Annotated in this window: 20 protein-coding genes; 17 read left to right on the forward strand and 3 right to left on the reverse strand. The window is 59.9% G+C overall.

Annotated features, from left to right (window positions below):
* Positions 1-16 precede the first annotated feature (16 nt).
* The 8 genes from lptF to pdxJ all read left to right on the forward strand — a co-directional run bounded on the left by lptF (position 17) and on the right by pdxJ (position 8,422).
* Positions 17-1,135 carry an LPS export ABC transporter permease LptF gene (gene lptF, locus LAB08_RS04725; RefSeq protein ID WP_096513296.1) on the forward strand — a complete coding sequence of 373 codons (1,119 nt, stop codon included), beginning with the start codon at positions 17-19 and terminating at the stop codon, positions 1,133-1,135.
* On the forward strand, positions 1,128-2,189 hold the full coding sequence (lptG, locus tag LAB08_RS04730; protein WP_096513295.1) for an LPS export ABC transporter permease LptG: 1,062 nt from the start codon (positions 1,128-1,130) through the stop codon (positions 2,187-2,189). The genes lptF and lptG overlap by 8 nt, the downstream gene beginning before the upstream one ends.
* Before the next feature lie 171 nt (positions 2,190-2,360).
* Entirely contained in the window at positions 2,361-4,160 is a 1,800-nt protein-coding gene (gene lepA, locus LAB08_RS04735) for a translation elongation factor 4 (protein ID WP_008020289.1), read from the forward strand.
* A gap of 5 nt (positions 4,161-4,165) precedes the next feature.
* Entirely contained in the window at positions 4,166-5,020 is an 855-nt protein-coding gene (lepB, locus tag LAB08_RS04740; RefSeq protein WP_096513294.1) for a signal peptidase I, read from the forward strand.
* 184 nt (positions 5,021-5,204) lie between these two features.
* On the forward strand, positions 5,205-5,894 hold the full coding sequence (gene rnc / locus LAB08_RS04745; protein ID WP_018927089.1) for a ribonuclease III: 690 nt from the start codon (positions 5,205-5,207) through the stop codon (positions 5,892-5,894).
* Positions 5,887-6,789, forward strand: a complete 903-nt coding sequence (gene era / locus LAB08_RS04750; protein WP_053162286.1) for a GTPase Era — start codon at positions 5,887-5,889, stop codon at positions 6,787-6,789. The genes rnc and era overlap by 8 nt, the downstream gene beginning before the upstream one ends.
* 153 nt (positions 6,790-6,942) lie before the next feature.
* A complete protein-coding gene (gene recO / locus LAB08_RS04755; RefSeq protein ID WP_096513293.1) occupies positions 6,943-7,626 on the forward strand; it encodes a DNA repair protein RecO in 684 nt (227 codons plus the stop codon).
* Positions 7,627-7,675: 49 nt separating this feature from the next.
* Positions 7,676-8,422, forward strand: a complete 747-nt coding sequence (gene pdxJ, locus LAB08_RS04760) for a pyridoxine 5'-phosphate synthase (RefSeq protein ID WP_096513292.1) — start codon at positions 7,676-7,678, stop codon at positions 8,420-8,422.
* 126 nt (positions 8,423-8,548) lie between these two features.
* Here pdxJ and mltF read toward each other — a convergent pair whose 3' ends face one another.
* A complete protein-coding gene (mltF, locus tag LAB08_RS04765) occupies positions 8,549-10,009 on the reverse strand; it encodes a membrane-bound lytic murein transglycosylase MltF (RefSeq protein WP_096513291.1) in 1,461 nt (486 codons plus the stop codon).
* Between the two features lie 285 nt (positions 10,010-10,294).
* Between mltF and purL the strand changes: the two genes are divergently transcribed.
* Both purL and LAB08_RS04775 read left to right on the forward strand, forming a co-directional pair.
* Positions 10,295-14,191, forward strand: a complete 3,897-nt coding sequence (purL, locus tag LAB08_RS04770; protein ID WP_096513290.1) for a phosphoribosylformylglycinamidine synthase — start codon at positions 10,295-10,297, stop codon at positions 14,189-14,191.
* Positions 14,192-14,196: 5 nt separating this feature from the next.
* Entirely contained in the window at positions 14,197-14,508 is a 312-nt protein-coding gene (locus LAB08_RS04775) for a YqfO family protein (protein WP_096513289.1), read from the forward strand.
* Between the two features lie 226 nt (positions 14,509-14,734).
* Here LAB08_RS04775 and LAB08_RS04780 read toward each other — a convergent pair whose 3' ends face one another.
* Positions 14,735-15,238 (reverse strand): L,D-transpeptidase family protein, encoded by a 504-nt coding sequence (locus tag LAB08_RS04780; protein WP_096513288.1) that lies wholly within the window; start codon positions 15,236-15,238, stop codon positions 14,735-14,737.
* 49 nt (positions 15,239-15,287) lie between these two features.
* On the reverse strand, positions 15,288-15,836 hold the full coding sequence (locus LAB08_RS04785) for an NUDIX hydrolase (protein WP_096513287.1): 549 nt from the start codon (positions 15,834-15,836) through the stop codon (positions 15,288-15,290).
* A gap of 147 nt (positions 15,837-15,983) precedes the next feature.
* Between LAB08_RS04785 and LAB08_RS04790 the strand changes: the two genes are divergently transcribed.
* From LAB08_RS04790 to guaB, 7 genes are all read left to right on the forward strand, one after another.
* On the forward strand, positions 15,984-16,583 hold the full coding sequence (locus LAB08_RS04790; protein ID WP_096513286.1) for a CoA pyrophosphatase: 600 nt from the start codon (positions 15,984-15,986) through the stop codon (positions 16,581-16,583).
* 48 nt (positions 16,584-16,631) lie between these two features.
* Positions 16,632-17,156 (forward strand): gamma carbonic anhydrase family protein, encoded by a 525-nt coding sequence (locus LAB08_RS04795; protein ID WP_007954617.1) that lies wholly within the window; start codon positions 16,632-16,634, stop codon positions 17,154-17,156.
* Positions 17,153-17,368, forward strand: coding sequence for a DUF1289 domain-containing protein (locus tag LAB08_RS04800; RefSeq protein ID WP_096513285.1), 216 nt, complete (start codon positions 17,153-17,155; stop codon positions 17,366-17,368). Before LAB08_RS04795 ends, LAB08_RS04800 begins: the two co-directional genes overlap by 4 nt.
* A 151-nt stretch (positions 17,369-17,519) precedes the next feature.
* A complete protein-coding gene (locus LAB08_RS04805) occupies positions 17,520-17,987 on the forward strand; it encodes a VUT family protein (protein ID WP_096513284.1) in 468 nt (155 codons plus the stop codon).
* 99 nt (positions 17,988-18,086) lie between these two features.
* Positions 18,087-19,268 carry a formate-dependent phosphoribosylglycinamide formyltransferase gene (gene purT / locus LAB08_RS04810; protein WP_096513283.1) on the forward strand — a complete coding sequence of 394 codons (1,182 nt, stop codon included), beginning with the start codon at positions 18,087-18,089 and terminating at the stop codon, positions 19,266-19,268.
* 217 nt (positions 19,269-19,485) lie between these two features.
* Complete coding sequence (locus tag LAB08_RS04815) at positions 19,486-20,034, forward strand: sugar ABC transporter ATPase (protein ID WP_096513282.1); 549 nt, start codon at positions 19,486-19,488, stop codon at positions 20,032-20,034.
* A 207-nt stretch (positions 20,035-20,241) separates the two neighbouring features.
* Positions 20,242-21,711: an IMP dehydrogenase gene (gene guaB / locus LAB08_RS04820; RefSeq protein WP_077047833.1), complete on the forward strand. Its 1,470-nt coding sequence runs from the start codon at positions 20,242-20,244 to the stop codon at positions 21,709-21,711.
* Positions 21,712-21,740 lie beyond the last annotated feature (29 nt).

Genomic DNA, 21,740 nt, shown 5'->3' on the forward strand with positions numbered 1-21,740 from the left:
CCCTGGAGTGTCTGGTTTGATTGTCTTCCGTTATCTTTCCCGCGAAGTCTTGTTGACCTTGAGCGCCGTCAGTGCCGTGCTGCTGGTCATCATCATGAGCGGTCGTTTCATCAAATACCTCGCGCAAGCGGCCTCGGGTCTGCTGGATCCGGGCTCACTGTTCCTGATCATGGGCTTTCGCCTGCCCGGGTTTCTCCAGCTGATCCTGCCGCTGGGGCTGTTTCTCGGAATCCTGCTGTCCTATGGTCGCCTGTACCTCGAAAGCGAAATGACCGTACTCTCGGCCACTGGCATGAGTCAGGAGCGTCTGTTTTGCATGACGCTGTTTCCGGCCACGCTGGTCGCACTCGTGGTGGCCTGGTTGAGCCTGAGCCTGGCACCACAGGGGGCCAATCAATTCCAGTTATTGCTGAACAAACAAGACGCCCTGACCGAATTCGATACCCTTGAGCCAGGTCGTTTCCAGGCCCTGCGCGACGGCACCCGGGTCACCTACACCGAGCGCATGTCGGACGATCGCGTCAATCTGGGCGGCGTGTTCATCTCGCAGAAAAACATCAGTTCCAACAACAAGGATCGCGGGATTTCAGTGCTGGTGGCCGAAAAGGGGCGCCAGGAAATCCGTCCGGATGGCAACCGCTACCTGATCCTCGATAACGGCTATCGCTATGACGGTAATCCGGGGCAGGCCGATTACCGGGCGATCAAGTACGACGAGTACGGTGTATTGCTGCCAAAGCCGGACGTCAGCGACGAAGTTACCGACCGCGATGCGATGACAACCCGCGCCTTGATGGGCAGTGATGACATTCGTCTGCGTGCCGAACTGCAATGGCGTATATCGTTGCCGTTGCTGGTGTTTGTCGTGACCTTGATGGCGGTGCCGCTGTCGCGGGTTAACCCGCGCCAGGGCCGGTTCCTCAAATTGCTGCCGGCGATTCTTCTTTACATGGCATACCTGACCATCCTGATTGCTGCTCGCGGTGCCCTCGATAAAGGCAAGATCCCGGCGGTGATGGGCTTGTGGTGGGTGCACGGGATATTCCTGGCCATTGGTCTGGGCCTGCTTTATTGGGAACCTTTGCGTTTGAAGAGGGCGAGTCGCCGCAGCGCGCTGGAGGTGGCCCGTGGTTAAGCTGGATCGCTACATCGGTAGCAGCGTACTCATATCAATTCTGGCCGTCCTGGGGATCATTCTCGGTCTGGCGACCCTGTTCGCATTCATCGACGAGATGGGTGAAGTCAGTGATACCTACACCCTGCTCGATGTCCTGAGCTATGTGACGCTGACCGCGCCGCGCCGTCTCTACGACATGCTGCCGATGGCGGCGCTGATCGGGTGCCTGATCGGTCTGGGTACACTGGCCAGTAACAGTGAGTTGACCATCATGCGCGCCGCCGGCGTGTCCATCGGTCGAATCGTCTGGGCGGTCATGAAGCCAATGCTGGTGTTGATGCTTGCCGGCGTACTGATTGGCGAGTACGTCGCCCCGCCTACCGAAAACATGGCTCAGGCCAATCGCTCGCTGGCTCAGGGTGGCGGCGATGCACAAAGCTCCAAGCACGGAATATGGCACCGCCAGGGTGATGAGTTCATCCACATCAACTCGGTACAACCAAACGGTATCTTGTACGGTGTGACCCGTTATCGCTTCGACAACGAGCGGCATATGCTCTCGGCGAGTTTTGCCAAGCGTGCGGACTTCGATAAGGATCACTGGCAGTTGACGGACGTCACCACGACGTTGTTCCACGACAAGAGCACTGAAGTGGTGTCTGCCCCGGTCGAGCGCTGGAACGTGGCGTTGAGCCCGCAATTGCTAAGCACCGTTGTGCTGACGCCGGAGTCGCTGTCGATAAGTGGCCTGTGGGGTTACATCCACTACCTGGCGGATCAGGGGCTGAGCAATGGCCGGTACTGGCTGGCATTCTGGGTCAAGGTTTTGCAACCCGTGGTGACGGCAGCCTTGGTGCTGATGGCCATTTCCTTCATTTTCGGCCCATTGCGTTCGGTGACCCTCGGCCAGCGAGTATTTACCGGCGTGCTGGTGGGCTTCACATTCCGTATTGTTCAGGATCTGCTGGGGCCTTCGAGCTTGGTATTTGGCTTTTCACCATTGTTTTCGGTACTGGTGCCAACCGGTGTTTGTGCCTTGGCAGGGCTCTGGTTACTGCGTCGAGCAGGTTGATGACGGGTTTTTCCCGACCTTGCTCATGATGAAAAACGCCTCTGTCGCAAGACCGGGGCGTTTTTGTACGCGCCGTCTGACCTGTGAACGTGACGCTTGCGCCGTGGATCAGGTACAATTCCCGGCTATTTTTCGGCGGGCTATGCCTGCAGCCTTTTTGAGTGTTGATCCGTGAGTGATTTGAGTCATATCCGCAATTTCTCCATCATCGCCCACATTGACCATGGCAAGTCGACGCTGGCCGATCGCTTCATCCAGATGTGCGGCGGCCTGGCCGAGCGTGAAATGGAAGCCCAGGTACTGGACTCCATGGACCTTGAGCGTGAGCGCGGAATCACCATCAAGGCGCATAGCGTCACCCTGTATTACAAAGCCAAAGATGGTATCAACTACCAGCTGAACTTCATTGACACCCCCGGCCACGTTGACTTCACCTACGAAGTCAGCCGTTCGTTGGCGGCCTGTGAAGGCGCGCTGCTGGTGGTCGATGCCGGTCAGGGCGTGGAAGCACAGTCGGTTGCCAACTGCTATACGGCAATCGAGCAGGGCCTGGAAGTGATGCCGGTGCTGAACAAGATCGACCTGCCACAGGCCGATCCGGAGCGCGTCAAGGAAGAAATCGAAAAAATCATCGGCATCGATGCCACCGACGCGGTCACCTGCTCTGCCAAGACCGGTCTGGGCGTCGATGAGGTGCTCGAACGCCTGGTGACCACCATTCCGGCACCGACCGGCAACATCGAAGATCCGCTGCAAGCGTTGATCATCGACTCCTGGTTCGACAATTACCTGGGCGTTGTGTCTCTGGTTCGCGTGCGCCATGGCCGCGTGAAGAAAGGCGACAAGATCCTGGTCAAGTCCACCGGCAAGATCCACCTGGTGGACAGCGTCGGTGTCTTCAACCCGAAACACACCCCTACCGCCGACCTGAAGGCCGGTGAAGTGGGTTTCATCATCGCCAGCATCAAGGACATTCACGGGGCGCCAGTGGGCGACACCCTGACCTTGAGCTCGACGCCGGACGTCGACGTGCTGCCGGGGTTCAAACGCATCCAGCCGCAGGTCTACGCGGGCCTGTTTCCGGTCAGCTCCGACGACTTCGAAGACTTCCGCGAGGCGCTGCAAAAGCTCACCCTCAACGATTCGTCGCTGCAATACACCCCGGAAAGCTCCGACGCACTGGGCTTCGGCTTCCGTTGCGGCTTCCTCGGCATGCTGCACATGGAAATCATCCAGGAGCGCCTCGAGCGCGAGTACAACCTGGACCTGATCACCACGGCACCGACGGTAATCTTCGAACTGCTGCTCAAGACCGGCGAGACGATCTACGTCGATAACCCGTCCAAGCTGCCGGACCTGTCCGCCATCGAAGACATGCGCGAGCCGATCGTGCGCGCCAACATTCTTGTGCCGCAAGAGCACCTGGGTAACGTCATCACCCTGTGCATCGAAAAGCGCGGTGTGCAAGTAGACATGCTGTTCCTCGGCTCCCAGGTACAAGTGACCTACGACCTGCCGATGAACGAAGTGGTGCTGGACTTCTTCGACCGTCTGAAATCCACCAGTCGCGGCTATGCTTCTCTGGACTACCATTTCGATCGTTACCAATCGGCCAGCCTGGTGAAACTGGACGTGCTGATCAACGGCGACAAGGTCGACGCCCTGGCGCTGATCGTGCACCGTGACAATTCGCACTACAAAGGTCGCCAGTTGACCGAGAAGATGAAGGATCTGATTCCGCGGCAGATGTTCGACGTGGCAATCCAGGCCGCCATTGGCGGGCAGATTGTGGCGCGGACAACCGTCAAGGCGCTCAGAAAGAACGTATTGGCCAAATGCTACGGTGGTGACGTCAGCCGTAAGAAAAAGCTGCTGGAAAAGCAAAAGGCCGGTAAAAAACGCATGAAGCAGGTCGGTAACGTGGAAATTCCACAAGAAGCCTTCCTTGCGGTGCTCAGGTTGGATAGCTAGGTCCTATGTCACTAAATTTCCCGCTGTTGCTGGTCATCGCCGTGTTCGTTTGCGGCCTGTTGGCGTTGCTCGATGTGCTGTTCCTGGCGCCGCGTCGTCGGTCTGCCATTGCCTCCTATCAGGGCAGCGTCAGTCAACCTGATAGTGTGGTGGTCGAGAAGCTGAACAAGGAGCCGCTGCTGGTCGAGTACGGCAAATCGTTCTTCCCGGTGTTGTTCATCGTGCTGGTGCTGCGTTCGTTCCTGGTGGAGCCGTTCCAGATTCCGTCCGGTTCGATGAAGCCAACCCTGGATGTCGGTGACTTCATTCTGGTAAGCAAGTTTTCCTACGGGATCCGCTTGCCGGTGATCGACAAGAAAGTCATCGAAGTTGGTGATCCGCAGCGCGGCGATGTCATGGTGTTCCGTTACCCGAGCGATCCGAACGTCAACTACATCAAGCGTGTGGTTGGTTTGCCGGGCGACACGGTTCGTTACACCGCCGACAAGCGTCTGTTCGTCAACGGTCAATCGATTGCCGAGCAATTGGTCGGCTCCGAGCCGGGCACGCTGGGCAGCGCTGAGCTGTACAAGGAAAAACTCGGTGCGGTTGAGCACATGATCCGCAAGGAAATGAGTCGCTACCGCGCAATGCCGGACCATTCGTGGACCGTGCCTGCCGGGCATTACTTCATGATGGGCGACAACCGCGACAACTCGAACGACAGTCGCTATTGGGATGACCCAAACATTCCCAAGGATCTGCTGGGCATGGTTCCCGACAAGAATATCGTCGGCAAGGCCTTTGCAGTCTGGATGAGCTGGCCGGAACCAAAACTCAGTCACCTGCCGAATTTCTCGCGGGTTGGCCTGATCCAGTAATCAAACACGGCGCTGTTGAACACAGCGCCGAATGCATTTCTGGAGCCGGCACAATCGGCGACAGAAGCATGAAGCCAATGATATTCAGGACGTTATTTTTGAACACAGCGTTAATTGTCCCAAGCCTGCGTCGACTCCCGGCGATGGCGGTGGAATCCAACCACGAACTCAGCGTGGGTAAACCGTGAGCGTCTCCTTAAGCCGTCTCGAGCGTCAGCTCGGCTACACCTTCAAGGATCAGGAACTGATGGTCCTGGCCCTGACTCACCGCAGTTTTGCCGGGCGCAACAACGAACGCCTGGAGTTCCTCGGTGACGCCATCCTCAACTTTGTCGCCGGCGAGGCGCTGTTCGATCGCTTCCCGTTGGCGCGTGAAGGCCAGTTGTCGCGTTTACGCGCACGCCTGGTGAAAGGTGAGACCCTGGCCGTGCTGGCCCGTGGCTTCGATCTGGGCGAATACCTGCGCCTGGGGTCGGGCGAACTGAAAAGCGGCGGTTTTCGCCGCGAATCGATTCTGGCCGATGCCCTGGAAGCGTTGATTGGTGCGATCTACCTGGACGCTGGCATGGAAGTGGCACGCGAGCGCGTACTGGCCTGGCTGGCCGGCGAGTTCGAAGGCCTGACGCTGGTCGACACCAACAAAGATCCGAAAACCCGTCTGCAGGAGTTTCTGCAGTCCCGTGGTTGTGAGCTGCCGCGTTACGAAGTGGTGGATATCCAGGGTGAACCGCATTGCCGGACGTTTTTCGTCGAATGCGAGATCATCTTACTGAATGAAAAAAGCCGAGGTCAGGGTGTGAGCCGTCGTATTGCCGAACAGGTAGCGGCCGCCGCAGCACTGATTGCCCTGGGTGTGGAGAATGGCAATGACTGATACAAACGCAACTCGCTGTGGCTATGTTGCCATCGTCGGCCGTCCGAACGTGGGCAAGTCCACGTTGTTGAACCACATCCTGGGTCAGAAGTTGGCGATCACCTCGCGCAAGCCGCAAACCACCCGTCACAACATGCTCGGCATCAAGACCGAAGGCGATGTGCAGGCGATCTACGTCGACACGCCTGGCATGCACAAGGGTGGCGAGAAGGCACTGAACCGCTACATGAACAAGACCGCTTCGGCGGCGTTGAAAGACGTCGACGTGGTGATCTTCGTGGTTGACCGCACCAAGTGGACCGAAGAGGACCAGATGGTCCTCGAGCGCGTGCAATACGTGACCGGCCCGCTGATTGTCGCGCTGAACAAGACCGACCGCATCGAGGACAAGGCCGAGCTGATGCCGCACCTGTCCTGGTTGCAGGAACAGTTGCCGAACGCACAGATCATCCCGATTTCGGCTCAGCACGGGCACAACCTCGATGCGCTGGAGCGAGTGATCGCTGATCATCTGCCGGAAAACGATCACTTCTTCCCGGAAGACCAGATCACTGACCGCAGCAGTCGCTTCCTGGCCGCTGAATTGGTGCGTGAAAAAATCATGCGCCAGATGGGCGCCGAGCTGCCGTACCAGATCACCGTTGAAATCGAAGAGTTCAAGCAGCAGGGGAAAACCCTGCACATTCATGCCCTGATTCTCGTCGAGCGTGACGGCCAGAAGAAAATCATCATTGGCGACAAGGGCGAGCGCATCAAGCGCATCGGCACCGAGGCGCGCAAGGACATGGAGTTGCTGTTCGACTCCAAGATCATGCTTAACCTCTGGGTGAAGGTTAAGGGTGGCTGGTCCGACGATGAGCGTGCTTTGCGCTCGTTGGGTTATGGCGACCTGTAAGCCAACATAGATCTACTGTGGGAGCGAGCCTGCTCGCGAAGAGGGTGTAGCATTCAGCATTGATGTTGACTGTCACACCGCTTTCGCGAGCAGGCTCGCTCCCACAGTGGTTTTTGGCTGTTTGAAAAATTGCGTTCTGTCATTGAGAGCTCCATGTCCCAGCCAATCGGCCAACCCGCCTACGTCCTCCATAGTCGCGCCTACCGCGAAAGCAGTGCTCTGGTGGACTTCCTCACGCCGCAAGGTCGGCTGCGGGCGGTGTTGCGCAGTGCGCGGGGCAAGGCCGGGACACTGGCGCGGCCGTTCGTGCCGCTGGAAGTGGAGTTTCGCGGGCGAGGCGAGTTGAAGAATGTCGGGCGCATGGAAAGCGCCGGCGTTTCCACCTGGCTCAATGGCGAGGCGCTGTTCAGTGGCCTGTATCTCAACGAACTGCTGATTCGCCTGTTGCCCGCCGAAGACCCTCTTCCCGGCGTATTCGATCACTACGCTGCGACTTTGCTGGCCCTGGCCGAAGGTCGTCCGCTGGAGCCGTTGTTACGCTCCTTCGAATGGCGATTGCTCAGCGACCTCGGCTACGGCTTTGCCCTTGATACCGACATGCATGGCGAGCCCATCGCCCCGGATGGTCTCTATCGCCTGCAAGTGGATGCCGGGCTGGAGCGGGTCTACCTGCTGCAACCGGGGCTGTTCAATGGCATCGAGCTGCTGGCCATGGCCGATGCGGACTGGTCTGCCCCCGGTGCATTGTCTGCAGCCAAGCGTTTGATGCGTCAGGCGCTGGCAGTTCATTTGGGCGGTCGGCCACTTGTCAGTCGTGAGCTGTTTCGCAAGCCCTGATCACCCCGTATGCTGTGCACCGAACTTTCTCTTCTTCTGGAGCGCTTCCGTGACCACCAGCACCCGCATTCTTCTTGGCGTGAACATCGACCACGTTGCCACCCTGCGTCAGGCACGGGGCACACGCTACCCGGACCCGGTCAAGGCAGCACTGGATGCGGAAGAGGCGGGCGCTGACGGCATCACCGTGCATCTGCGTGAAGACCGCCGGCACATCCAGGAGCGCGACGTGCTGCTGCTCAAGGATGTGCTGCAAACCCGCATGAACTTCGAAATGGGCGTCACCGAAGAAATGATGGCGTTCGCCGAGCGCATCCGGCCGGCGCACATTTGCCTGGTGCCGGAAACCCGTCAGGAGTTGACGACTGAAGGTGGTCTGGACGTGGCAGGGCAGGAAGCGCGGATCAAGGCTGCTGTGGAGCGCTTGTCGAAGATCGGCTCTGAAGTGTCGCTGTTCATCGATGCCGATGAGCGGCAGATCGAGGCCTCGCGTCGTGTCGGTGCGCCGGCCATCGAGCTGCACACCGGCCGATACGCCGATGCCGAGACGCCGACTGAAGTGGCTGAAGAGCTCAAGCGTGTCGCGGACGGCGTGGCGTTCGGTCTGGCCCAGGGTCTGATCGTCAATGCCGGCCATGGCCTGCACTATCACAACGTCGAGGCCGTGGCGGCGATCAAGGGCATCAACGAACTGAACATCGGCCATGCGCTGGTGGCCCATGCGTTGTTTGTCGGGTTCAAATCGGCGGTGTCGGAGATGAAGGCGCTGATTCTGGCGGCTGCCGCCAAAGCCTAAGCGACAATACAAAACCAATGTGGGAGCGAGCCTGCTCGCGATTGCGGTCTGACATCCGGCATTGATGTCGACTGACACTCAGCCATCGCGAGCAGGCTCGCTCCCACAGTTTTGATTGGGGCGGCTTTAGAGCGGCGGGTTTTCCTGAGCGGGCTTGGTCTTGTCGATCCCCGGAACATGCAGGTTGCCCTCGGCGACCTGATCGCCTTCAAGCTGCGGCTGCGTGACCCAGGTCAGGATGTCGTAGTAGCGACGGATGTTCGCCACAAAGTGCACAGGCTCGCCGCCACGGGCGTAGCCGTAACGGGTTTTGCTGTACCACTTCTTCTCGGACAGGCGCGGCAGGATCTTTTTTACGTCAAGCCACCTGTCGGGATTGAGCCCTTCCTTGGCCGCCAGTTTGCGTGCGTCATCCAGGTGTCCGCTGCCAACGTTGTAGGCTGCCAGGGCAAACCAGGTGCGGTCAGGTTCCTGGATCGACTCGTCGAGCTGATCTTTCATGTAGGCCAGGTACTTGGCGCCGCCCATGATGCTCTGCTTGGGGTCGAGACGGTTGGACACGCCCATGGCTTGCGCGGTGTTCTGGGTCAGCATCATCAAGCCGCGTACGCCGGTCTTGGACGTCACGGCCGGTTGCCACAGGGATTCCTGGTAACCGATCGCCGCCAGCAGGCGCCAATCGACTTTTTCCTTTTTGGCGTACGCCTTGAAGTGCTGTTCATACTTGGGCAGGCGCTGCTGCAAGTGCTGGGCGAACGTGGTGGCGCCCATGTAGCCGAGGACATCGACATGCCCGTAATAGCGGTCTTTGAGGCGTTGCAGGGTGCCGTTTTTCTTGACCTTGTCGAGGTAGTCGTTGATTTCGTTGAGCAGGCTGTTGTCATCGCCGGCCGCCACCGCCCAGCTCTGTTCACTGGCGTCACCCAGGTCAAAGGCGACCCGGATGTTGGTGAAATACACCTGGTTCATCGCGACTTCGTTGGAATCGACCAGTGTCAGGTCGATCTGACCTTCGTCCACCATGCGCAGGAGATCGACGACCTCGACCGCGTCGGATTCTTCGTACTCGATGCCGGGAAACTTCTTTTTCAACTGCGCCAGTTGTTCGGCGTGGGTGCTGCCCTTGAGCACTATGATCTTCTTGCCCACCAGATCCTTCGCCTCGGTAGGGCGCGACTGGCCGTTGCGGTAGATGATCTGCGGAGTGACTTCCAGGTAGGAGTGGGAAAACCGCACCTGCTTCTTGCGTTCTTCGCTGCTGACCAGGCCGGCAGCCGCCAGCACCGGGCCATTTGGCTTGCCCACCTGATTGAATAGATCGTCCAGGTTGTCGGCGGTCTCGATCTTGAGCTCCACCCCCAGATCGTCGGCGAAGCGCTTCACCAGCTCGTATTCGAAGCCGGTTTCACCGTTGCGATCCTGAAAGTAGGTGGCGGGGCTGTTACGGGTAACCACCCGCAGCACACCATCCTCCTTTACGCGCTCGAGTGTGTTGGGTTTATCAACACAGCCACCGAGCATCAGGAAGAGTCCGGTTGCGATCAGCCATTTGGCGTACCGCGGACGTAAAGCCGTTGGGGAAAACATCTGCGCAGTATACGCAAAGGACCACGGGCGCCATATCTCGACAGCGAAGGGCTAGTCTGCTAGCGATCACAAAACCGACCGAAACCCCGCAGGAATGGGCCTTTTCTACATTTTGTTACGGTAAAAATAAGCTGTCGTCACACGCCCGGTTAACCTGACTTTCGAGGCAGAAACACAGATTGGCACCCGAGTGCAACCGTGCGTAGCGTTTCGGGTGATGTCGCGGGCTGTTTAGGCTAGAATGCACGGCCTCAAAGCACACCCCTTCCCGAGGCTGTCCCGAAGATGTTGATCCTGCGCGGCGCTCCTGCCCTTTCTGCCTTTCGCCACAGCAAGCTCCTTGAGCAACTGAGCCAAAAGGTTCCGGCTGTCAGTGGCCTGTATGCTGAATTCGCTCACTTCGCCGAAGTTACCGGCGTCCTGACCGGCGACGAACAGCAGGTGCTTGCGCGCCTTCTGAAATACGGTCCAAGCGTTCCGGTACAAGAACCGACCGGTCGTCTGTTCCTGGTGTTGCCGCGTTTCGGCACCATCTCGCCATGGTCGAGCAAGGCCAGTGACATCGCCCGCAACTGTGGCCTGGCGAAAATCCAGCGCCTGGAACGCGGCATTGCGTTCTACGTGGCCGGCCAGTTCAGTGACGCTGAAGCTCAGCTGATCGCTGACGGTCTGCACGACCGCATGACCCAGATCGTCCTGGGCAACCTGGAGCAGGCTGCCGGCCTGTTCAGCCACGCCGAACCCAAGCCCCTGACCGCCATCGACGTGTTGGGTGGCGGCCGCGCCGCGCTGGAAAAAGCCAACACCGAGCTGGGCCTGGCCCTGGCTGAAGACGAGATCGACTACCTGGTCAACGCCTTCGTCGGCTTGAAGCGCAACCCGCACGACATCGAACTGATGATGTTCGCCCAGGCGAACTCCGAGCACTGCCGTCACAAGATCTTCAACGCCAGTTGGGACATCGACGGCCAGAGCCAGGAAAAAAGCCTGTTCGGCATGATCAAGAACACCTATCAGATGCACAACGAAGGTGTCCTGTCGGCGTACAAGGACAACGCTTCGGTGATCGTCGGCTCCGTGGCCGGACGCTTCTTCCCGGACCCTGAAACCCGCCAGTACGGCGCGGTGCAGGAGCCGGTGCACATCCTGATGAAGGTTGAAACCCACAACCACCCGACCGCGATTGCCCCGTTCCCGGGCGCGTCCACCGGTTCCGGTGGCGAAATCCGCGACGAAGGCGCGACCGGTCGTGGCGCCAAGCCGAAAGCCGGCCTGACCGGTTTCACCGTGTCCAACCTGCAGATCCCGGGCTTCGAACAGCCGTGGGAAGTGCCGTACGGCAAACCCGAGCGCATCGTCACTGCGCTGGACATCATGATCGAAGGCCCATTGGGCGGCGCGGCGTTCAACAACGAGTTCGGCCGTCCGGCGCTGACCGGTTACTTCCGTACCTTCGAACAATCGATCTCCACCCCTCATGGTGATGAAGTTCGCGGTTACCACAAGCCGATCATGTTGGCCGGCGGCATGGGCAACATCCGTGAAGAACACGTCAAGAAAGGCGAGATCGTCGTCGGCTCCAAGCTGATCGTGCTCGGCGGCCCGGCGATGCTGATCGGCCTGGGTGGCGGTGCCGCTTCCTCCATGGCCACCGGCACCAGCTCGGCAGACCTGGACTTCGCATCGGTACAGCGCGAAAACCCGGAAATGGAACGTCGCTGCCAGGAAGTCATCGACCGTTGCTGGCAACTGGGTGACAAGAACCCGATCAGCTTCATCCACGACGTGGGTGCGGGCGGTCTGTCCAACGCCTTCCCGGAACTGGTCAACGACGGCGACCGCGGTGGCCGTTTCGAACTGCGCAACATTCCAAACGACGAGCCGGGCATGGCCCCGCACGAAATCTGGTCCAACGAATCCCAGGAACGTTACGTTCTGGCGGTCGGTCCGGCTGACTTCGAGCGCTTCAAGGCGATCTGCGAACGCGAGCGTTGCCCGTTCGCCGTGGTCGGCGAAGCCACTGCCGAGCCGCAATTGACTGTCACCGACAGCCACTTCGGCAACAGCCCGGTGGACATGCCGCTGGAAGTGCTGCTGGGTAAAGCGCCGCGCATGCACCGTTCGGTGGTGCGTGAAGCCGAACTGGGTGATGACTTCGATCCGTCGACCCTGAACATCGCCGACTGCGTCGAGCGCGTTCTGCATCACCCGGCCGTGGCCAGCAAAAGCTTCCTGATCACCATCGGCGACCGCACCATCACCGGCCTCGTGGCCCGTGACCAGATGGTCGGCCCGTGGCAGGTGCCGGTGGCCGACGTTGCCGTCACCGCCACCAGCTTCGACGTCTATACCGGTGAAGCCATGGCCATGGGCGAGCGCACTCCGCTGGCGCTGCTGGACGCTCCGGCGTCGGGCCGCATGGCCATCGGCGAAACCCTGACCAACATCGCGGCTTCGCGCATCGGCAAGATTTCCGACATCAAACTGTCGGCGAACTGGATGTCCGCCGCCGGTCACCCGGGTGAAGACGCGCGTCTGTACGACACTGTGAAAGCGGTCGGCATGGAACTGTGCCCTGAGCTGGGCATCACCATTCCGGTGGGCAAGGACTCGATGTCCATGGCCACCCGCTGGAGCGACGAAGGCGTGGACAAGTCCGTCACCTCGCCGATGTCGCTGATCGTGACCGGTTTCGCGCCAGTGACTGACATCCGTCAGACCCTGACCCCGCAACTGCGCATGGACAAGGGCACCACCGACCTGATTCTGATTGACCTGGGCCGTGGCCAGAACCGCATGGGCGCCTCGATCCTGGCCCAGGTTCACGGCAAGCTCGGCAAGCAGGCTCCGGACGTCGATGACGCCGAAGACCTGAAAGCCTTCTTCGCTGTGATCCAGGGCCTCAACGCCGATGGTCATCTGCTGGCTTACCACGACCGTTCCGACGGTGGTCTGCTGACCAGCGTGGTGGAAATGGCCTTCGCCGGTCACTGCGGCCTGAGCCTGAACCTCGACGGTCTGGCCGAAACCTCTGCCGACATCGCCGCGATCCTGTTCAACGAGGAACTGGGCGCCGTGATCCAGGTTCGCCAGGACTCCACCGCAGACATCCTCGCGCAGTTCAGCGCCGCAGGCTTGGGCGAGTGCGTGTCGGTGGTCGGTCAGCCAATCAACAACGGCGAGATCAGCATCACCTTCAACGGCGACACCGTGTTCGAAGGCCAGCGTCGCCTGCTGCAACGCCAGTGGGCCGAGACCAGCTACCAGATCCAGCGTCTGCGCGACAACGCCGACTGCGCCGATCAGGAATTCGACGTGCTGCTGGAAGAAGACAACCCGGGTCTGAGCGTCAAGCTCAGCTACGACGTCAACCAGGACGTCGCCGCGCCTTACATCAAGAAAGGCATTCGTCCACAGGTTGCCGTACTGCGTGAGCAGGGCGTCAACGGTCAGGTGGAAATGGCGGCGGCGTTCGACCGCGCCGGTTTCAATGCGATCGACGTGCACATGAGCGACATTCTGGCCGGCCGTGTCGACCTGAACGAGTTCAAGGGTCTGGTTGCCTGTGGTGGTTTCTCCTACGGCGACGTGCTGGGTGCCGGTGAAGGCTGGGCCAAGTCGGCGCTGTTCAACAGCCGCGCCCGCGATGCGTTCCAGGGCTTCTTCGAGCGTAATGACAGCTTCGCCCTCGGCGTGTGCAACGGTTGCCAGATGATGTCCAACCTGCATGAGCTGATCCCGGGCAGCGAGCTCTGGCCGCACTTCGTGCGTAACCGTTCCGAGCAGTTCGAAGCCCGTGTGGCCATGGTGCAGATCCAGGAGTCGAACTCGATCTTCCTGCAAGGCATGGCCGGTTCGCGTATGCCGATCGCCATTGCCCACGGTGAAGGTCATGCGGAATTCGCCAGCGAAGAAGCGTTGCTGGAAGCCGATCTGTCCGGTTGCGTGGCGATGCGTTTCGTCGACAACCACGGCAAGGTCACCGAAAGCTACCCGGCCAACCCGAACGGCTCGCCGCGCGGGATCACCGGTTTGACCAGCCGCGACGGTCGCGTGACCATCATGATGCCGCACCCGGAACGTGTGTTCCGCGCCGTGCAGAACTCGTGGCGTTCGGATGACTGGAACGAAGATGCGCCGCTGATGCGCATGTTCCGTAATGCTCGCGTGTGGGTGAACTAAGAGCCGTGTACAAGCTCAGTTTTTTCGTTCCCGACAGTCATGTCGAGCTGGTCAAAAGTGCCGTATTCGCCGCCGGTGGCGGACGGATCGGTGCTTACGACCACTGTGCATGGCAAGTGCTGGGGCTTGGCCAGTTTCGACCATTGGACGGCAGTCAGCCGTTCATTGGCGAGGCGGGGCAGGTCGAGCAGGTCGAGGAGTGGAAGGTTGAGCTGGTGGTGGCCGATGAGTTGATTCGCTCGGTAGTGGCGGCTCTGAAACAGAGCCATCCCTACGAGACGCCGGCTTATGAGGTGTGGCGCTTGGAGGATTTCTGATCCTTCTGCTGCTGAAATGAAAAACCCGCTGAAGTGATTTCAGCGGGTTTTTTAATGCCCAGGATTTGCGTTGATGATCAGGGTCTCATCGCTGGCAAGCCAGCTCCTACAGTGTTTTATGCCGTACACAAATGCTGTGTACATCCGAGAACCCTGTGGGAGCTGGCTTGCCAGCGAAGGCCGCGATCTTTTGATTCATTTTTTCGAGGGCGACGAAAGGTCGTCGTTACGGGCGAATCTCGATCATCGTGCCGTCCGGCACCAGGTTCCAGAGTTCGCGCATGTCCATGTTGCGCATGGCGACGCAACCGTCGGTCCAGTCCAGGGTGTGGAACAGGTCCTCAGGATTGTCTTCGGTGTCTGGTGTGCCATGGATCATGATCATGCCGCCAGGGTCGACACCTTCGCGACGGGCGCGGGCGGAGTCGCTGATGTTCGGGTAAGAGATGTGCATCGCCAGGTTGAAGCGGTCACTGGTCTTGCGCCAGTCGATCCAATAGAAACCTTCCGGCGTGCGTTTATCGCCCTCCATCAGTTTCGGCCCTTTGGGGCGTTTGCCCAGGGAAATGCGATAGGTCTTGAGCGGCTTGCCGTCATTGATCAATTGCAATTGGTGGGCAGACTTGAGAACCAGGATTTTCTCGATGACCTTGCCGTCCAGCGGCTCCACGGCAGAAGCCTGGGACACAGCGACGAAGGACAGGCAAAACAGGGCAAGCAACCAGCGCATTGAAACGATTCCCCAGGAGGTGTCGCGACTATTTATTTATAGATGTTTTTTAGTTGGCAGGCTGAGCAAGCGGCGGGATCGATTCGGACCTTACGGGGTAGACCTCGGCCCGCCGGTCAGCGAAGAAACATTCTAAGGTACGGCCCACTGTGCGGAAAGCCAGCTCGTCCCAAGGGATGTCCGCTTCGTCGAATAATTGCACTTCGAGGCTCTCGGGACCGGCGGCAAAGTCCAGATCCGCCAGTTCGGCGCGGAAAAACACATGCACCTGGCTGATATGTGGCACATCGATCAGCGTATAGATGCTCAGGTTGCGCACCCGGGCGCAGGCTTCCTCGGCGGTTTCGCGAATGGCGGCCTGTTCGATGGTTTCGCCGTTTTCCATGAAACCGGCGGGCAGGGTCCAGTAACCCCGGCGCGGCTCGATGGCGCGCCGGCACAACAAGACCCTGGTGCCCCAGGTCGCTACGCAACCGGCGACAATATTGGGGTTCTGGTAATGGATGGCGTGACAACTGTCGCAGACAAAACGCAGGCGCGAATCGCCTTCGGGGATGCGCTGGGTCACCGGGTTGCCGCACTGGCTGCAAAATTTCATGCTTGGGTTCCTGAATGCTGCGCCTATCTTGGCGTGCGACGGTGTCTGTCGGCAAGTTGTCGTTTAGCGACACGCCGCTGTCCGGGGGGTTGGGCGACCGAAGCGATTGGTGCATGATGCGGGGTAAGGCACAGATCGAGAACACTCATGCTGGACGAGCTACTGCATCGGGTAAGTAACCACACACCGCGAACGCTGGAGACAGACCGACGTTTCCCGGAGGCCGCCGTACTGGTACCCATTACCCGCAGTGACGAGCCGGAACTGGTACTGACATTGCGTGCCAGCGGGCTCTCGACCCATGGCGGCGAAGTCGCCTTCCCCGGTGGCCGGCGTGACCCCGAAGACCCGGACCTGATTTTCACCGCCCTGCGCGAAGCCGAGGAAGAGATCGGCCTGCCGCCGGGACTGGTCGAAGTGATCGGGCCGCTGAGTCCACTGATCTCCCTGCACGGCATCAAGGTCACACCCTATGTCGGGGTGATCCCGGATTTCGTCGAATACCAGGCCAATGATGCTGAAATCGCCGCGGTGTTCAGCGTCCCTCTGGAGTTCTTCCGCAAGGACCCGCGCGAACACACCCATCGCATCGATTACCAGGGCCGCAGTTGGTACGTGCCGAGTTATCGCTATGGCGAGTACAAGATCTGGGGCCTGACGGCGATCATGGTCGTCGAGTTGATCAACTTGCTTTATGACGCCAACATCAGCCTGCACCAACCGCCGAAAAGTTTTATCAATACCTGAAGCCATCACCCGAATGGCCTGAACACGCGATGCCTTGAGGACAACACCATGAAATACCGCCTGGGCGACGCCCGTGTCGAGACCCACCCACAGAGCTGGGTCGCACCTAACGCCGTGCTGGTGGGCAAGGTCAAGCTGGAAGAGGGCGCCAACGTCTGGTTCAACGCCGTGCTGCGCGGCGACAACGAGTTGATCCTGATCGGCAAGAACAGCAACGTCCAGGACGGCACCGTGATGCACACCGACATGGGCTACCCACTGACTATCGGCACCGGCGTGACCATCGGCCACAACGCCATGCTGCATGGTTGCACCGTGGGCGACTACAGCCTGATCGGTATCAACGCGGTGATTCTCAATGGCGCGAAAATCGGCAAGAACTGCATCATCGGCGCCAATTCGCTGATCGGCGAAGGCAAGGAAATCCCCGACGGTTCGCTGGTGATGGGCTCACCGGGCAAAGTGGTGCGCGAACTGACCGAACCGCAAAAGAAGATGCTGGAAGCCAGTGCCGCCCACTATGTGCACAACTCGCAGCGTTACGCCCGCGATCTGGTCGAGCAGGAAGAATGAGCACGCCAGAACGCCCCGTGTTATCGCCCTGCGTGAACATCTGTGCACTGGATGACGATGATATTTGCACAGGTTGCCAGCGCACGGTGGAAGAAATCACCCGCTGGAGCCGGATGGACAACACAGAACGCCGCAAGGTGCTGGAGTTGTGTCATGAGCGGGCCAAGTCCAGTGGGTTGGTGTGGATGATCGGGGCAAAACCGCAAAATTGAGGCTGGACCATTGTAGGAGCGAGCCTGCTCGCGATGGACTCAAGAACAGCGCGGAGAGCCAGACTCCCCGCGTTAGCGTTGACGACCATCGCGAGCAAACGCGCTCCTACAGTATCCTGTGCGGCAAAATTGACAGGTATTCCTACGCCCCATGCTCTTCCTCATCGCCTACATCAGCAGCGTCGTACTGATCAACTACGCCTTTTCCACCGCCCCGCACCTGGACATCATCTGGTCGGCCTGGGGCGGACTGGTGTTCATCTTGCGCGATATGGTGCAAACCCGCTTCGGCCACGGTGCGATGGCGGCGATGCTGGCGGCGCTGGTGTTGTCCTACGTCACGTCCGATCCGTCCATCGCCCTGGCCAGCGCCACGGCGTTCGCGGTGTCCGAGTGCATCGACTGGCTGGTGTTCAGCGTCACCAAACGTCCATTGCATGATCGCCTGTGGATAAGTTCGGCCCTGAGCATTCCCCTCGATACCTTTATCTTCTTCGGCATGATCGATGCGTTGACCCCCGGCGTGATTCTCACCGCCCTGGGCTCGAAGTTCGCCGGTGTGACCGCCGTATGGCTGATCATGGCCTGGCGCCTGCGCAAACAGGCTGTCGTCAGCTGAAGCCAAACCACGCGGTTCATGTAAAATGCCGCGCTTTCTCCCCATGGATCGCGCCTATCGCGCCGTATCCTCGATGATCCGCTGCTTGAGGACCTTCAGATGACCCGTATCGGAACTCCATTGTCGCCCACCGCGACCCGCGTATTGATGTGTGGCTGTGGCGAGTTGGGCAAGGAAGTGGTGATCGAGCTACAACGCCTGGGCGTTGAAGTGATTGCCGTGGATCGCTACGCCAACGCGCCAGCGATGCAGGTTGCCCATCGCAGTCACGTGATCAACATGCTCGATGGCGCGGCCCTGCGTGCGGTGATCGAAGCCGAGAAGCCGCACTTCATCGTGCCGGAAATCGAAGCCATCGCCACGGCGACCCTGGTGGAGCTGGAGTCCGAAGGTTTCACTGTGATCCCGACTGCCCGCGCCGCGCAGTTGACCATGAACCGCGAAGGTATCCGTCGCCTGGCCGCCGAAGAGCTGGACCTGCCAACTTCGCCGTACCACTTCGCCGACACCTTCGAGGATTACAGCAAGGCCGTTGAAGACCTCGGGTTCCCGTGCGTGGTCAAGCCGGTCATGAGCTCCTCGGGCAAAGGCCAGAGCCTGCTGCGCAGCGTCGATGACGTGCAGAAGGCCTGGGACTACGCGCAGGAAGGCGGCCGTGCCGGCAAAGGTCGGGTAATCATCGAAGGCTTCATCGATTTCGACTACGAAATCACCCTGCTGACCGTGCGTCACGTCGGCGGCACGACGTTCCTGGCGCCGGTTGGCCACCGTCAGGAGAAGGGCGACTACCAGGAATCCTGGCAACCGCAAGCCATGAGTCCGATTGCCCTGGCGGAATCCGAGCGCGTAGCCAAGGCCGTTACCGAAGCCTTGGGCGGTCGTGGCCTGTTTGGCGTCGAACTGTTCATCAAGGGCGATCAGGTGTGGTTCAGCGAGGTCTCGCCGCGCCCGCACGACACTGGCATGGTCACGATGATTTCCCAGGACCTGTCGCAGTTCGCCCTGCATGCACGGGCGATCCTCGGCCTGCCGATCCCGGTGGTGCGCCAATTCGGGCCTTCGGCTTCGGCGGTGATCCTGGTGGAAGGGCAGTCTACCCAGACGGCTTTCGCCAATCTCGGCGCTGCATTGAGCGAGCCGGATACCGCATTGCGTCTGTTCGGAAAGCCTGAAGTCAACGGCCAGCGCCGCATGGGTGTGGCGCTGGCGCGCGACGAGTCGATCGAAGCCGCCCGGGCCAAAGCGACCCGTGCCTCTCAGGCTGTTGTCGTCGAGCTGTAATAAATGCTCTGGCGGGCCTATACCTTCTAGGTGTGGGCTCGCCCCAATACCAATCTATTGCAACTGAACTGTGGGAGCGAGCCTGCTCGCGAATGCTATTTCACATTCAACCCCCAATGTTGATGCGAACTCCGCTTTCGCGAGCAGGCTCGCTCCCACAGGGATTGCGCTGGATTGGCCGGCAAGCCCCTTCATCAATGCTCCAGGCCTGTACCTCATGAATTCGCAAAGCATCATCGTCCCGAAAATCTCCACATTGCCGGTGCACGAGCCCCGGGCCCGGGCGATCGTGCGTTGGCTGGTGCGCAAAAACATCGTCAAGGAAGAACTCACCACGTGCGGCCGCACGGGCAACCGCATGGCCCACGCCATCGGCGAAGGCGCGCGGGACGTGGTCCTGCACCCGGATGCCCTGCCGTTCGGCGAGCCGATCAATGGCCTGGAGATCATCACCAAGCGCTGTATCTATACGCCGGCCAAGGGGTTTCTGGGCGAGGCGGGTTGCGCCGAGTGCCGCAAGGAAATCGGTGAAGCCTTGTTTGAAAGCCTGGAAGACTGGATGCCGGCGCGCACCGACAACTTCACCTGCCCCGAATGCGGGCATGAAGATGACATCAACGGCTTCCTGTTCCTGCAGGAATGCGGCTTTTCCAACTTGGGGTTCATCTTCAATAATTGGGCCGAGGCCGGGTTCAAGCAGGCATTTCTCGACGAATTCGCCGATTGGCTGGATCAGCCGGTCAGTTGGGTCAAAGTCGAGTTGTAATACGGCTGGATGACCGCGTTATCGTTTATCGCTGGCAAGCCAGCTCCCACAGGAGCGCACCGAATCTGTGGGAGCTGGCTTGCCAGCGATGCTCTTCAAAACACCCGTCGATCACTGCGTCGATAATAGACAGAGTTTTACATTGAACCCGAAGGGGTGTCTGACTATAATGGCGCGCTTCCATTTTCCCGCTCGGGAGCCCCCGCGATGCTGCGTATCAGCCAAGAAGCTCTGACATTCGACGACATTCTCTTAGTGCCCGGTTATTCCGAGGTGCTTCCTAACGAAGTCAGTCTCAAAACCCGCCTTACCCGTGGCATCGAGCTGAACATTCCTCTGGTTTCTGCCGCCATGGACACCGTCACTGAAGCCCGTCTGGCAATCGCCATGGCTCAGGAAGGTGGCATCGGCATCATCCACAAGAACATGACCATCGAGCAGCAAGCTGCCGAAGTCCGCAAGGTCAAGAAGTTCGAAGCCGGTGTCGTAAAAGACCCGATCACCATCGAGGCTGACGCCACGGTCCGTGACCTGTTCGAACTGACCCGCCTGCACAACATTTCCGGCGTTCCGGTGCTGCACGATGGCGACCTGGTCGGCATCGTCACTTCCCGTGACGTGCGTTTCGAAAACCGTCTGGACGCCAGCGTCCGTGAAGTGATGACGCCTAAAGAGCGTCTGGTCACGGTCAAGGAAGGCGCCGACAAGAACGACGTTCGCGAGTTGCTGCACAAGCACCGCATCGAACGCGTGCTGATCGTCGACGACAAGTTCGCCCTCAAAGGCATGATGACCGTCAACGACATCGAAAAAGCCAAGGCTTACCCGCTGGCCAGCAAGGACGATCAAGGTCGTCTGCGTGTCGGCGCTGCCGTCGGTACCGGTAAAGACACCGGTGACCGCGTTGCAGCCCTGGTCAATGCCGGTGTTGACGTGGTGGTGGTCGACACCGCCCACGGTCACTCCAAAGGCGTGATCGACCGCGTTCGCTGGGTCAAGCAGAACTTCCCTGAAGTGCAGGTCATCGGCGGCAACATCGCCACCGGCGCTGCCGCCAAGGCCCTGGCCGAAGCCGGCGCTGACGCCGTCAAGGTCGGTATCGGCCCTGGCTCGATCTGCACCACCCGTATCGTCGCCGGTGTCGGCGTCCCGCAAATCAGTGCCATCGCCAACGTCGCCGCTGCCCTTGAAGGCACGGGCGTTCCGTTGATCGCCGACGGCGGCATCCGTTTCTCCGGTGACCTGTCCAAGGCCATCGTTGCCGGTGCTTCCTGCGTGATGATGGGCTCGATGTTCGCCGGTACTGAAGAAGCGCCGGGCGAGATCGAACTGTTCCAGGGGCGTTCGTACAAGGCTTATCGCGGCATGGGTTCGCTGGGTGCCATGTCCCAGGCTCAAGGTTCCTCCGACCGTTACTTCCAGGACTCTTCGGCAGGCGCCGAGAAGCTGGTTCCGGAAGGCATCGAAGGGCGTGTTCCGTACAAGGGCACCCTGAGCGCGATCATCCATCAACTGATGGGCGGCCTGCGTTCTTCCATGGGCTACACCGGTAGCGCCAATATCGAAGAAATGCGCACCAAGCCTGAGTTCGTGCGGATCACCGGTGCCGGCATGGCCGAATCCCACGTTCACGACGTGCAGATCACCAAGGAAGCGCCAAACTACCGCGTAGGTTGAGCCTTCAAGCAAATCGTTAAGCAACCGGG

Source organism: Pseudomonas izuensis (genome assembly GCF_002356535.2).
Lineage (GTDB): Bacteria > Pseudomonadota > Gammaproteobacteria > Pseudomonadales > Pseudomonadaceae > Aquipseudomonas > Aquipseudomonas izuensis.

Bases quoted from the DNA above. Each gene is read 5' to 3' on its own strand.
- guaB (WP_077047833.1), top strand. From the start codon at position 20,242: ATGCTGCGTATCAGCCAAGAAGCTCTGACATTCGACGACATTCTCTTA.
- era (WP_053162286.1), top strand. From the start codon at position 5,887: ATGACTGATACAAACGCAACTCGCTGTGGCTATGTTGCCATCGTCGGC.
- purL (WP_096513290.1), top strand. From the start codon at position 10,295: ATGTTGATCCTGCGCGGCGCTCCTGCCCTTTCTGCCTTTCGCCACAGC.
- purT (WP_096513283.1), top strand. From the start codon at position 18,087: ATGACCCGTATCGGAACTCCATTGTCGCCCACCGCGACCCGCGTATTG.
- LAB08_RS04815 (WP_096513282.1), top strand. From the start codon at position 19,486: ATGAATTCGCAAAGCATCATCGTCCCGAAAATCTCCACATTGCCGGTG.
- LAB08_RS04790 (WP_096513286.1), top strand. From the start codon at position 15,984: ATGCTGGACGAGCTACTGCATCGGGTAAGTAACCACACACCGCGAACG.
- LAB08_RS04780 (WP_096513288.1), bottom strand. From the start codon at position 15,238: ATGCGCTGGTTGCTTGCCCTGTTTTGCCTGTCCTTCGTCGCTGTGTCC.
- mltF (WP_096513291.1), bottom strand. From the start codon at position 10,009: ATGTTTTCCCCAACGGCTTTACGTCCGCGGTACGCCAAATGGCTGATC.
- LAB08_RS04785 (WP_096513287.1), bottom strand. From the start codon at position 15,836: ATGAAATTTTGCAGCCAGTGCGGCAACCCGGTGACCCAGCGCATCCCC.
- recO (WP_096513293.1), top strand. From the start codon at position 6,943: ATGTCCCAGCCAATCGGCCAACCCGCCTACGTCCTCCATAGTCGCGCC.
- LAB08_RS04805 (WP_096513284.1), top strand. From the start codon at position 17,520: ATGCTCTTCCTCATCGCCTACATCAGCAGCGTCGTACTGATCAACTAC.
- lepB (WP_096513294.1), top strand. From the start codon at position 4,166: ATGTCACTAAATTTCCCGCTGTTGCTGGTCATCGCCGTGTTCGTTTGC.
- LAB08_RS04795 (WP_007954617.1), top strand. From the start codon at position 16,632: ATGAAATACCGCCTGGGCGACGCCCGTGTCGAGACCCACCCACAGAGC.
- LAB08_RS04800 (WP_096513285.1), top strand. From the start codon at position 17,153: ATGAGCACGCCAGAACGCCCCGTGTTATCGCCCTGCGTGAACATCTGT.